Here is an 11540-nt window from a genome sequence, read left to right as displayed (position 1 = left end):
GTTCGACTTGCATGTGTTAAGCACGCCGCCAGCGTTCGTCCTGAGCCAGGATCAAACTCTCCGTGAATGTTTACCCGTAATCGGGTCCACACCCGCGTTGAGCGGCACGGCAACCACCGGAATAGGGCGGTCCCGCGCACTGCGTCCTCGCTAGTGTTTGTTTCAAAAGGAATCTCCAACCCCAATCGCAATGACCGAGGCCGGGGATGTCAACATATCTGGCGTTGACTTTTGGCACGCTGTTGAGTTCTCAAGGAACGGACGCTTCCTTCGGACCGCCTTCCAGCGGGCCCTCCGGGCGCTTCGTTCTTTCGTGTTTCCAGCTTATCAGATGTTTTCCGCTCCGTTTTCCGGAGTTTCATTCATCGGATTCGCTTTCCGCTTTGTCACCCCGGTCTCCCGCGGCGACTCCGGAACTGTACGGGTAGCGGCCCGCCATATGCAAATCGCCTCCGCCCGGGGCTCCGGGCGGAGGCGATGGAGGCGATGGAGACGCCAGGTGATCGGGCCGGGGTCAGCGGACCTCGGTGATCTCCGGGCCGCGGGCGAACGGGTCGAGCGAGCCGTAGCGGCCCTCGCCCTCGCCGGCGGTGGCAGCAGCCCCGCCACCGTCGGCGACCATCTGGGCGTCCTCGGGAAGCTTCAGCACGATCGGGTCGCGGGGAGCCATCGGGCTCTCGCCGCGGACGACGACGGTCTGCCGGAAGACCTGCTCCAGGACGCCGGCCATCTCGGGCTGCACGGCGGCCTGGCCCGAGATCACGCCGCGCAGGAACCAGCGCGGGCCGTCGCACCCGACGAAGCGCACCAGCTGTACGCCCTGGGTGCCGTCCGGGAGCTGCACCGGGACCTGGGCGCGGAGGTGCCAGCCGAGCGGGCCTTCCTCCTCGTCGACCAGGCCGCCCTGCGAGGTGATGCCGTTGGCGATCTCCTCACGGACCTCTCCCCAGATGCCCTCCGACTTCGGGGCCGCGAAGGCCTGCAGCTGGATGGCGCTGTTGCCGAGCACGAGGGTCGCCGCGACGATCGCGTCACCCGCGACCTCGACGCGCAGCTCCATGCCCTCGACACCGGGAACCAGCAGACCCCCGAGGTCGACTCGCCCCTCCTCCGGGGTCTCCAGCTCACTGTGATCCCATGGGCCGTCCGGCCGCGGGGCCGGCGGCAGGCCGACCTTGTCGGCCGGGTCCAGCTCGGTCACGTTCTCGCTCTCGGCGGAACCTTCGACGTCATCGGCCGTCTCGTCGGCGCTGATGGCGTCGTCGGCGAGCTGCTCGACAGCGTCCTCGCTCTTCTGGCGACGACGGAACACGGTCACTGTCCTTCCCGGTCCAAGACCGATGCGAATACCTGCTCGGCTTCCTGCGAGGCCGCGGGAATGCTAGACCGCGGCGTGGCCACCGGTCGACCCGAACCCGCCCTCGGCACGTGCCGACCCGGGCAGCTCGGCCACCTCGTGGAAGCGGGCCTTCTCGACCTGCTGGATGACCAGCTGGGCGATCCGGTCCCCTCGGCGGAAGCTGACCCCCTCGCGCGGGTCCAGATTGACGACGATCACCTTGATCTCTCCACGGTACCCGGCATCGACCGTCCCCGGGGCGTTCACGAGGGCAACTCCGCAACGAGCTGCCAGCCCGGAGCGCGGGTGGACGAAGGCCGCGTAGCCGTCCGGGAGCGCGACGGCGATGCCGGTGGGGAGCACCGCCCGCTCTCCGGGGGCCAGCTCGGCGTCGACGGTGGTCCTCAGGTCGGCACCGGCGTCCCCGGGCTGCGCGTACTCGGGCAGCGGCAGCTCGGGGTCGATGCGCCGGATCAGGACGTCCAGCCGCGGGCGGGGGGTCTCGCTCAAGGGTTCACCTCAAAGGCTCGTGCGCGCTTCATCAGATCAGGGTCGTCGAGGACCTTCTCGATGTCCTCGGGACGACCGTGCGTGGTGAAGTGTTCCAGCTTCACCTGGACGAAGAGCGCCTGAGCCCGCACCGCGACCGGTCCGTCCGGGCCGCCGATCCGCGCCTCGGCGGCACTGTAGATCTTGCGGCCGTGCACGCCGGTGATCCAGGCGCGCAGGTGCAGCACGGAATCGACGGGCACCGGGCTGAGGAAGTCGGTCTCCAGCCGGCCAGTCACGGCGGGCGCGTGCAGCAGCCAGTTGAGCGTGCCGAGGGTCTCGTCCATCGCCGTGGTGAGGAGCCCGCCGTGGGCCAGCCCGGGGCCGCCCTGGTGGACGTCCCGGACGGTGAGCTCGGCCGTGACGTCCAGGCCTTCCCCCGCGACCGCGTCGATCCGCAGGCCGCCGGGGTGCTGCGGGCCGCAGCCGAAGCAGTGCTCGTAGTGGGAGCCGAGGCGGGTGCCGGGGGCGGGGGCCTGGGGGTGGCGCTCCGGAATCACGGCGTCCGGCGGCGGGGTGGTCGGGGTCGGCGGCAACGCGGGCGCCGATCGGTCGGTGGGGGTGGTGGGGGTGGTCGTACCGGTCACGGCTCGCAGCCTACCCAGGGGTAGCAAGGCCTCCGGTGGGGGTGGCGTCCCGTGCCGGGCGTCAGGGCGACCACAATGGAGGGCATGTACGACGAACGCCTCACGGTGCCGCGCTCCTGGTGGCTGCTCCCCGTCGCAGTCGGTCTGACCCTGGCGCTGATCCTGATCCGGGTCGGCGGTCTGGCCGCCCTGGTCGGCCTGGTGGTCGGCATCGCCGCCGGGGCGGTGGCGATCAGCAGCTACGGCTCGGCCCGGATCCGGGTGGTGCAGGGCTCGCTGGTGGCCGGGCCGGCCCGCATCCCGGTGGACGCGCTGGGCGCCGCGCAGGCGCTGAGCCCCGCCGAGGCCGCGGCCTGGCGCGGTCCGAAGGCCGACCCCCGTGCCTTCATGCTGCTGCGCAGCTACGTCCCCACCGCGCTGAGGGTCGAGGTGAGCGACCCGGCCGACCCGACGCCCTACCTCTATCTGTCGACCCGCTCGCCGATGAAGCTGGCCGAGGCGCTGGAGGAGGCCCGGCGCGGCGCCCGCACGTAGCCGGCGCACCACGAGGGCCCCGAAAGACCGAGAGGGACGGTTCCGCTGATGCGGGACCGTCCCTACGACTTTGTCCTCGCCGGCGCGCGGCCGACCGACTCCGTCCTCCCGGGTCCGCCCTTCCGGACGGACCGCGGACCTGCCGTCCGGCCCCGCTGCCCGGGGCCGGAAGGAGCGTTGTGCCGGTCCCGCGGGAGCCACGGGTGCCTGGCGCTGTCCGCTGCGGTGCTCAGGCGCCGCAGTCCCGGCAGATCGGGTTGCCGTTCTTCTCGCTGTAGAGCTGGCTGCGGTGGTGGACCAGGAAGCAGCTCATGCAGGTGAACTCGTCGGCCTGCTTGGGCAGGACCCGAACCGCGAGCTCCTCGTTCGAGAGGTCGGCACCGGGAAGCTCCATGCCCTCGGCGGCGTCGAACTCGTCGACGTCCACCGAGCTGCCGCCCTTGTCGTTCCGACGAGCCTTGAGCTCCTCGATGCTGTCCTCGTTGAGCTCGTCGTCGGTCTTGCGTGGGGTGTCGTAGTCGGTTGCCATTTTTCGCTCTCCCCCTCCGGGTTGTGCGGTGTGTGCGGTATCTCCAGCGCACGTAACGCATGGGGGGTCGGTCTTGTGCCCGACCCGAGGCGGAGATTTTGCCTTACTTCAAGCCCTGTTACTCAATCGACACTCAGCCAGGGCTCCGTTGGGGTGATCCTTCAGGGCGTGGAAGGCCTCACGCTGGGCCATCGCCAACCCGCCGAACGACCGTACTTCCGGCGACTCACAGTGACCGGAAGCCGCACCGGTGTCCTCGAAATCCCTTGCCCACCAGGGGCGCCAGCCAACCCCGCGTTCCGGCGGCAGGACAGATTCCGGTCACGGACGGCGATCGACACCCCCGGCCAGGTGATCACTCTCCGGGGTTGCCCGACGTCACGGAGCGACACGGTGTGAGCTTGGTCACGTTCAGAATCTTCCGGGACAAAACCCGGAAAATCCACCCACTCCACCCCCTCGATCCGGGGGCGCGCCCCTTCGTGGGAGCGCCCCCGCAGGCGTGTCAGCCGGCGTTGCGGCGGGCCTCCCGGCGGGCCAGCAGCGCGGCCTGGCGCTCCTCGAACTTGCGCGCCTGGGAGTCCAGGCCGTCCAGGAAGACACCCAGCTCGTTCTGCGCCACCAGGCCCTCGGGGCCCAGGCCGCCGAACTCCATCACCCGCAGGTGGCGCAGCACCGGCTGCAGCACGTCGTCGTGGTGGATGCGCAGGTTGTACACCCCACCGATGGCGATCTGCGCGGCGGCGCGCTCGAAACCGGGGATGCCGTGGCCGGGCATCCGGAAGTTGGTGACGACGTCGGCGATGGCGCGCATGGCCTGGTCCGGGGCGATCTCCAGGGCGGCCTTCAGCAGGTTCCGGTAGAAGACCATGTGCAGGTTCTCGTCGTTGGCGATCTTCGCCAGCAGCTGGTCGCACAGCGGGTCGCCGGCGTACTTGCCGGTGTTGCGGTGCGAGATGCGGGTGGCGAGCTCCTGGAAGGCCACGTACGCGACCGAGTGCAGCATGCTGTGGGAGTTGTCGGACTCGAAGCCCTCGGACATGTGCGACATCCGGGCCCGCTCCAGCTCGACCGGGTCGACGGCCCGGGTGGCGAGCAGGAAGTCGCGAATGGCTATCCCGTGCCGGCCCTCCTCGGCGGTCCAGCGGTGCACCCAGGTGCCCCAGGCGCCCTCGCGGCCGAACATGGTCGCGATCTCGTGGTGGTAGCTGGGGAGGTTGTCCTCGGTCAGCAGGTTGACGACCAGGGACACCCGGCCGAGCGGGGTCACCTGCGACTGCTCGACGTTCCACGCCTCGCCGCCCAGCACGCCGTCGAAGTCACGGCCCTGGCTCCACGGGACGAACTCGTGGGGCATCCACTCCTTGGCGACCCCCAGGTGGCGGTTGAGCTCCTTCTCCACGACCTCCTCGAGGGCCAGGATCAGTCGCGTGTCGGTCCAGCCGCTCGATCCGAGCGAGGGGCTGCTCTGCACAGGGGCGATGGTCACGGTCGTGCTCCTGGGGGACGGATACGCGCGGGACGGGCGCGTGGGGCGGGCAAGCGCCGTGCGGAGCCGTCGGCGGGCGGACCGGCAGGCGCACTTACGGTTGCGTAGGTTACGACACCGTAAGTTGCTCGGGCCGGAAATGACAAGCCGCCCCCGCCAGGCCTTATGTCGTCTTGACAGGCCTGCCGGGGGCGGCTGAAAACGGTCGCCCACGGAACGCGCCGGAGTCCGGGGCCGTTACCTCGCGGAACGGCGCAGGGGGCCCCTACGGCGAGGGGATCCGGACCCGCATGGTGAGCCCTCCCCCGGCGCGCGGGGTGGCCTCGATGGTGCCGCCGTGAGCGCGCACCACCGAACGGACGATGGACAGGCCCAGCCCGACCCCCTTGTCGCTGCGGGTGCGGTCGGCGCCCTTGATCCGGCGGAACGGCTCGAAGATGTGCTCCAGCTCGTAGCCGGGGACCACCGGTCCGGTGTTGGAGACCACCAGCTCGCCGCCGCCCGGCACCGTGGCGGTGGCCAGCTCCACCCAGCCGCCCGGGGTGTTGTACCGGACGGCGTTCTGCAGCAGGTTCAGCGCGAGCCGCTCCAGCAGCACGCCGTTGCCCGCGACGACGGCCGGATCGAGCTTCGAACGCAGCTCGACCTCGCGCTTGTCGGCCTCGCTGCGGGTCTGCTCCAAAGCCCGGGTGGCCACCTCGGACAGCTCCACCGAACGGCGGTCGGTCAGCTCGTTCTCGCTGCGGGCGAGCAGCAGCAGGCCCTCGACCAGCTGCTCGCTGCGCTCGTTGGTGGCCAGCAGGGTCCTGCCGAGCTGCTGGAGGTCGGGCGAGGCGGCCGGGTCGGAGAGCTGGACCTCCAGCAGGGTCCGGTTGATCGCCAACGGGGTGCGCAGTTCGTGCGAGGCGTTGGCGACGAAGCGGCGCTGGGAGTCGAAGGAGCGGTCCAGCCGGTCCAGCATGTCGTCGAAGGTGTCGGCGAGCTCCTTGAGCTCGTCGTCGGGCCCGTCCAGCTCGATCCGGCGGTGCAGGTCGGAGGAGGCGACCTCACGGGCGGTCCGGGTGATCCGGCCGAGCGGGCGCAGCACCCGGCCGGCCATCGCGTAGCCGGCCGCGAAAGCGATCACGGAGAGGCAGACGAGCACCGTGAGCAGCTTGCGCAGCAGGGTGTTGAGCGCCTGGCCGGCCTGGTAGGACCGGTAGTCGTTCAGCCACTGGTCGAGCGCGGACTGGTTGGAGATGATCTGGCCGTCCGGCGTCCGCACGGGGATGCCGTTGAGCAGCAGGTGCGGCTGGCCGACCTGCTGGAGCGCCTGCTGGACGAAGAAGTACATCACCAGCAGCAGCACCACGCCGGCCATCAGGAACATCCCGCCGTACAGCAGGGTGAGCCGCATCCGGATGGTGGGGCGGAACGGCAGCCAGGCGAGCAGGCCGTCGCCGGGGACGTAGGTCTCGGGCTGGCGCGGCCGGCCCTGGTGCGGCGCGTGTGCGGGCTTCGGCGGGACGGCGCGCGGGCCGCCGGCGGGCACGCCGGAGGGCCCGCCGGCCGGGCGCGGCGGGGTGCTCATGATGGTCCTCTCGGGCGTCCGCCGGGGCGGGCGCCGGTACGGCGGGGGAATCCTCGGGGGCGGACCCGGCGGCTCGGGCCGCTGGATTCCGGCTGCGGGGGCGGGTTCCGGTCAGATCCGGTAGCCGGAGCCCGGCACGGTGACGATCACCGGCGGGTCGCCGAGCTTGCGGCGCAGGGTCATCACGGTGACGCGCACGACGTTGGTGAACGGGTCGGTGTGCTCGTCCCAGGCCTTCTCGAGGAGCTGCTCGGCGGAGACGACGGCGCCGCCGGCCCGCATCAGCACCTCCAGGACGGCGAACTCCTTGGGGGCGAGCTGGACGGTGCGCCCCTCGCGGATCACCTCGCGCCGTCCGGGGTCGAGCGAGATGCCGGCCCGCTCCAGCACCGGGGGCAGCGGGATGGTCGCGCGGCGGCCCAGCGCCCTCACCCGGGCGACGAGTTCACTGAAGGCGAACGGCTTCGGAAGGTAGTCGTCGGCGCCGATCTCCAGGCCCTCGACCCGGTCGCTGATGTCGCCGGAGGCGGTCAGCATGATCACCCGGGTCGCCAGGCCCTGCTCGACCACCTTGCGGCACACGTCGTCGCCGTGCACCAGCGGGAGGTCGCGGTCCAGGACCACCACGTCGTAGTCGTTGACCGCGATGCGCTGGAGCGCGGCCTCCCCGTCGTACACCACGTCGACGGCCATCGCCTCGCGGCGCAGGCCGGTCGCGACGGCCTCGGCAAGCAGCTGCTCGTCCTCGACGACGAGAACCCGCACGGTCGTTGTCCCTTCTCCAGGCCGGCCCCGGAAGCGGACGCACGGCTCCGACGGTGCCTCCATCCTGCCTGGTCCTGCGGTAAAGCAGCGATAAGCTGCCCCGCTGGCACGGGGCCGGGCACCGCGGTGCTGACCGTTCGTGTCGGGAACGCTCCGCTTGGACTGTGACACGGGCAACTTTCTTCCGCCCGGAGGTTTCCCGGCCCCCGGGGTGGGGAGGACAGCTGCACACCCGCGATCTGGCTGTTGGCCGATCGCACCCACCCGCCGTGCGTTCATCCGCGCCGGCCCTGGGGCTGGGGCGTCACCGGAAGCGGCCGAAGGGCCGTCCCCGCGCCCGACCGGAGATCCACCACCTGTCGGTCCGGGCGCACTCACCGGCTGGACCCTCCCCCGGGGCGGAGAGCGCACGACCGTGCACGTCCGACACAGTAAGGGGGCCCGTATGGACGCCTTCAAGGCCGGAATCCTGCAGCGCATAGCCAACGCCGAGCAGGACCTGCACCGCGCGATCGAGGCCGGGGACGAGTTCCTCGCCGAGGTGGAGCAGTCCGAGCTGGACGACCTCCGTCGTCTCGCCGCCGAGCACGGTGTGGACACCGTGCTGGACCGCCACCGCACCGCCGCCTGACCCGACGCCGGATTCCGGCACCAGCGGCCCTGCGGGGGCCGTGCGAAACCCCAGGCCCTGGCATCCCCCGTATGCCAGGGTCTTCGCTTGCCCGGGGGCGTGTTCCCCGGGGCCCCGGTCCGCTCGTCCGAGGCCCCGGGTGGACTCAGTCCGTCCAGGCGCGCAGCGCGGCCAGCCGCTCCTGCAGCGGCTCGTACACGCCCGGGGCGGCGGCCACGGTCAGCTCGCCGTCCGGGCCGTGGCCGGGACGGCCGCCGACCAGGGCGCCGGCCTCGCCGGCGATCAGGCAGCCGGCCGCCCGGTCCCAGGGAGCGAGGCCGCGCTCGTAGTAGCCGTCCAGCCGCCCGGCGGCGACGTCGCACAGGTCCACCGCGGCCGCCCCGCCCCGGCGGACGTCCCGCACCTCGGGCATCAGTGCCAGCAGCACCTCGGCCTGGCGCACCCGCACCGGCTGGACGTAGTTGAAGCCGGTGGCGATCAGCGCCTGGCCCCAGGGCGGGGCCGGGCGGGCCGAGACCGGGCGGCCGTCGAGACGGGCGCCGCGGCCCAGCACGGCGTGGAACAGCTCGCCGCGCGCTGGGGCGTACACCACCCCGACGACGGCCCGGCCGTCCACCTCGGCGGCCACGCTGACCGCCCAGGAGGGCAGCCCGTACAGGTAGTTGACCGTGCCGTCGAGCGGGTCGACGACCCAGCGCACCCCGCTGCTGCCCGGGCGCTCGGCTCCCTCCTCGCCGAGGTAGCCGTCCTCGGGGCGGCGGTCGGCGATCAGCTCCACGATGAGCTTCTCGGAAGCGAGGTCCATCTCGGTGACCACGTCGACCGGGCTGCTCTTGGTGCCGGCCACGCCGAGGTCGGCGGGGCGGCCGTCGCGCAGCAGCACGCCGGCCTGCCGGGCCGCGTCCAGGGCGACGTCCAGCAGGTCGTCAAGGAGCCCGTCGGCGGGCGGGGCGGGGGTGGGCACGGGGGTTCTCCTCCTGGGTCAGCGCTCGGCGGCGGCCGGGCGGGCGGCGCGCGGGTTGGGGCAGCAGGCCACCGCGCACACGTCGTGGCTGGGGCCGAGGGCGCCGAGCGCGCAGCGGCTCACGCCCTCGCCGCGCTCGGTGGCGGCCCGCTCCAGGACGAGTTCGCGGACCGCGGCGGTGAACCGCGGGTCGGCGCCGACGGTGGCCGCCCGGGCGACCGGCAGGCCCAGTTCGGCGGCCTTGGCGACGGCCTCGGTGTCGAGGTCGTACTTGACCTCCATGTGGTCGGAGACGAAGCCGATCGGGACCATCACCACGGCCGGCGCGCCGTCGGCGTGCTGCGCCTCCAGGTGGTCGCAGATGTCCGGCTCCAGCCACGGGATGTGCGGGGCGCCGCTGCGGCTCTGGAACACCAGCTCCCACGGCCGGTCGGCCACGCCGGTGCGCTCGGCGACGGCCGCGGCGATCAGCCGGGCCACCTCCAGGTGCTGGGCGACGTACGCGCCGCCGGGGGTGCCGCGGGCCGGGTCGTCCGGGGCGCCGGAGGTCTCCGCCATCGCGTCCGGGATGGAGTGGGTGGTGAAGGCCAGCCGGGCGCCGGGGCGGACGGCCTCGGGCAGCTCGTTCAGGGCGGCCACGGTGGCGTCGATCATCGGCTCGACGAAGCCGGGGTGGTTGTAGAAGTGCCGCAGCTTGTCGACGGTCAGCGCCGGGCAGCCCTCCTCGGCGAGGACGGCCAGCGCGTCGGCCAGGTTCTCCCGGTACTGGCGGCAGCCCGAGTATCCGGCGTAGGCGCTGGTGGCGAGCACCGCGATCCGGCGATGGCCGTCGGCGGCCATCTCCCGCAGGGTGTCCACCAGGTACGGCGCCCAGTTCCGGTTGCCCCAGTAGACCGGCAGGTCCAGCCCGTGCCCGGCGAAGTCCTTGCGCAGGGCGGCCAGCAGCTCGCGGTTCTGCTCGTTGATCGGGCTCACCCCGCCGAACAGGAAGTAGTGCCGGCCCACCTCCTTCAGCCGTTCCCTGGGGATGCCGCGGCCCCGGGTGACGTTCTCCAGGAACGGGACGACGTCCTCCGGGGCCTCGGGCCCGCCGAAGGAGAGGAGCAGCAGGGCGTCGTACGGGGCGGCGCCGGATGAGGAGGGTTTGCGCGCGTCGGACATGGGACCGATCCTGCCACTGAGGGGCCGGGGCCCGGCGCCGGGGCCGCGTTGGTGTCCGGAAAATACCGTTTGCCAACGTACGTAAGCTGTGTTGACCAGCCTTGTTCCTTACCCCCCTGTCCGGAGCTCCCGTGCTGTCCAGCTACCGCCGAATATTCGCCGCGCCAGGCACCCTGGCCTTCTCCTCCGCCGGGTTCGTAGCCCGCCTGCCGATCTCCATGGCCGGCATCGGCATCGTGACCATGCTCTCCCAGCTGACGGGGTCGTACGGGCTGGCGGGCGCGGTCTCCGCAACGATGGCGGTCGCCGCCGCGGCGCTCGGCCCGGCGGTCTCCTGGCTGGTCGACCGCCGCGGGCAGCGCCACGTCGCCGTCCCGGCCACCGCGCTCACCGTCGCCGCCGCGACCGGGCTCCTGCTCTGCGCCCACTTCCACGCACCGTCCTGGACGCTGTTCCTGTTCGCCGTCGGCCTCGGCGTCATGCCCAGCGCCGGCGCCATGGTCCGCGCCCGCTGGGCCCACCTCTACCGCGACGCCCCCGCCAAGCTGCACACCGCGTACTCCTTCGAGGCCGTGGTCGACGAGGTCTGCTTCATCGTCGGCCCGATCCTCGCCATCGGCCTGGCCACCAACGTGTTCCCCGAGTCCGGCGTCCTCGTGGCCGTCGTCGCGCTCGCCGTCGGCATCGCCCTGTTCACCGCCCAGCGCCGCACCGAGCCGCCGGTCCACCCGGCTTCGGCCCACGGCGGCGGCAGCGCCATCCTCAACGGTGGCCTGATCGTCCTGGTGCTGACCTTCGTCGCCACCGGCGCGATCTTCGGCTCGGTCGAGATCGTCACCGTCGCCTTCGCCGACGCCCAGGGGCACAAGGGGCTCTCCAGCATCGTCCTGGCCGTCTGGGCCGTCGGCTCCGGCCTGGCCGGCGTCGTCTACGGAGCGCTCAAGCCCAGGAGCCCGCTGTCCACCCGCTTCTTCGTCGGCGTGGTGATGATGGCGCTCAGCATGGTCCCCATCCTGCTCGTCGCCTCCACCGTGCACGGCGTGGGCGGGCTGGTCGCGGCCGGCGCCGCCCTGCTGATCGCCGGCGTCGCCATCTCCCCCACCCTCATCTCCGCGATGGCCCTGGTCGAACGGCTCGTCCCGGCCGCCAAGCTCACCGAGGGCATGGCCTGGACCACCACCGGACTCGCCCTCGGCGTGGCCTTCGGCTCCTCGGTCGGCGGCTGGGTGGTCGACGCCTCCGGCGCCCCGTCCGGCTACTGGGTCCCGCTGACCGCCGGTGCCCTCGGGGTGCTCGTCGCGCTCACCGGACTCGGCCGGCTGCGCGCCGGAGTCACCGCGAACGAGCAAGTGGAAGCGGTCGAACGACCCGTAGACGCCGAACGGTGAACTGACTAATCTCTCGCCCTACCCAGGGCCCTAC

The 11540-nt window shown here is 72.2% G+C and carries 12 protein-coding genes and 1 rRNA gene; 3 read left to right on the top strand and 10 right to left on the bottom strand.

The window, feature by feature from the left end; genetic code table 11:
• From HS99_RS25050 to HS99_RS25035, 4 genes are all read right to left on the bottom strand, one after another.
• Positions 1 to 67: ribosomal RNA gene (locus tag HS99_RS25050) — 16S ribosomal RNA — on the bottom strand; the annotation flags it as partial.
• Positions 68 to 514: 447 nt separating this feature from the next.
• Positions 515 to 1312: a DUF3710 domain-containing protein gene (locus HS99_RS25045; protein ID WP_030285487.1), complete on the bottom strand. Its 798-nt coding sequence runs from the start codon at positions 1310 to 1312 to the stop codon at positions 515 to 517.
• Between the two features lie 69 nt (positions 1313 to 1381).
• A complete protein-coding gene (gene dut, locus HS99_RS25040) occupies positions 1382 to 1849 on the bottom strand; it encodes a dUTP diphosphatase (RefSeq protein WP_030285485.1) in 468 nt (155 codons plus the stop codon).
• On the bottom strand, positions 1846 to 2424 hold the full coding sequence (locus tag HS99_RS25035; RefSeq protein WP_030285483.1) for a PaaI family thioesterase: 579 nt from the start codon (positions 2422 to 2424) through the stop codon (positions 1846 to 1848). Before HS99_RS25035 ends, dut begins: the two co-directional genes overlap by 4 nt.
• A gap of 135 nt (positions 2425 to 2559) precedes the next feature.
• On the opposite strand from HS99_RS25035, the gene HS99_RS25030 reads away from it, so the two are divergent.
• Positions 2560 to 3009 (top strand): DUF3093 domain-containing protein, encoded by a 450-nt coding sequence (locus HS99_RS25030; protein WP_370863295.1) that lies wholly within the window; start codon positions 2560 to 2562, stop codon positions 3007 to 3009.
• 229 nt (positions 3010 to 3238) lie between these two features.
• On the opposite strand, the gene HS99_RS25025 is transcribed toward HS99_RS25030, so the two are convergent.
• From HS99_RS25025 to HS99_RS25010, 4 genes are all read right to left on the bottom strand, one after another.
• On the bottom strand, positions 3239 to 3538 hold the full coding sequence (locus HS99_RS25025; protein WP_030285479.1) for a DUF4193 domain-containing protein: 300 nt from the start codon (positions 3536 to 3538) through the stop codon (positions 3239 to 3241).
• Positions 3539 to 4043: 505 nt separating this feature from the next.
• The gene (locus tag HS99_RS25020; RefSeq protein ID WP_030285477.1) at positions 4044 to 5027 is read right to left on the bottom strand and encodes an acyl-ACP desaturase; all 984 of its coding nucleotides are present in this window, start codon (positions 5025 to 5027) and stop codon (positions 4044 to 4046) included.
• A gap of 265 nt (positions 5028 to 5292) precedes the next feature.
• On the bottom strand, positions 5293 to 6597 hold the full coding sequence (locus tag HS99_RS25015; RefSeq protein ID WP_030285475.1) for a sensor histidine kinase: 1305 nt from the start codon (positions 6595 to 6597) through the stop codon (positions 5293 to 5295).
• 111 nt (positions 6598 to 6708) lie between these two features.
• Positions 6709 to 7362: a response regulator transcription factor gene (locus tag HS99_RS25010; protein WP_030285473.1), complete on the bottom strand. Its 654-nt coding sequence runs from the start codon at positions 7360 to 7362 to the stop codon at positions 6709 to 6711.
• 445 nt (positions 7363 to 7807) lie between these two features.
• Here HS99_RS25010 and HS99_RS25005 point away from each other — a divergent pair, with 445 nt between their 5' ends.
• Positions 7808 to 7993 (top strand): hypothetical protein, encoded by a 186-nt coding sequence (locus tag HS99_RS25005; protein WP_030285471.1) that lies wholly within the window; start codon positions 7808 to 7810, stop codon positions 7991 to 7993.
• A 145-nt stretch (positions 7994 to 8138) separates the two neighbouring features.
• Here HS99_RS25005 and HS99_RS25000 read toward each other — a convergent pair whose 3' ends face one another.
• Together HS99_RS25000 and HS99_RS24995 are read right to left on the bottom strand one after the other, a co-directional pair.
• Positions 8139 to 8957: an inositol monophosphatase family protein gene (locus tag HS99_RS25000; protein WP_030285469.1), complete on the bottom strand. Its 819-nt coding sequence runs from the start codon at positions 8955 to 8957 to the stop codon at positions 8139 to 8141.
• Between the two features lie 18 nt (positions 8958 to 8975).
• Positions 8976 to 10118 carry a ferrochelatase gene (locus HS99_RS24995; protein WP_030554061.1) on the bottom strand — a complete coding sequence of 381 codons (1143 nt, stop codon included), beginning with the start codon at positions 10116 to 10118 and terminating at the stop codon, positions 8976 to 8978.
• Positions 10119 to 10249: 131 nt separating this feature from the next.
• On the opposite strand from HS99_RS24995, the gene HS99_RS24990 reads away from it, so the two are divergent.
• Positions 10250 to 11506 carry an MFS transporter gene (locus tag HS99_RS24990; protein ID WP_046386694.1) on the top strand — a complete coding sequence of 419 codons (1257 nt, stop codon included), beginning with the start codon at positions 10250 to 10252 and terminating at the stop codon, positions 11504 to 11506.
• Positions 11507 to 11540 lie beyond the last annotated feature (34 nt).

This window comes from Kitasatospora aureofaciens, from assembly GCF_001188955.3.
GTDB lineage: Bacteria > Actinomycetota > Actinomycetes > Streptomycetales > Streptomycetaceae > Kitasatospora > Kitasatospora aureofaciens.
Note: the sequence above shows the minus strand (reverse complement) of the source record. Positions and strands in the feature narration are given on the sequence as shown.

Coding starts and splice junctions, on each gene's coding strand:
- HS99_RS25030 (WP_370863295.1), top strand. CDS start 2,560: ATGTACGACGAACGCCTCACGGTGCCGCGCTCCTGGTGGCTGCTCCCC.
- HS99_RS25025 (WP_030285479.1), bottom strand. CDS start 3,538: ATGGCAACCGACTACGACACCCCACGCAAGACCGACGACGAGCTCAAC.
- HS99_RS25015 (WP_030285475.1), bottom strand. CDS start 6,597: ATGAGCACCCCGCCGCGCCCGGCCGGCGGGCCCTCCGGCGTGCCCGCC.
- HS99_RS25005 (WP_030285471.1), top strand. CDS start 7,808: ATGGACGCCTTCAAGGCCGGAATCCTGCAGCGCATAGCCAACGCCGAG.
- HS99_RS24995 (WP_030554061.1), bottom strand. CDS start 10,118: ATGTCCGACGCGCGCAAACCCTCCTCATCCGGCGCCGCCCCGTACGAC.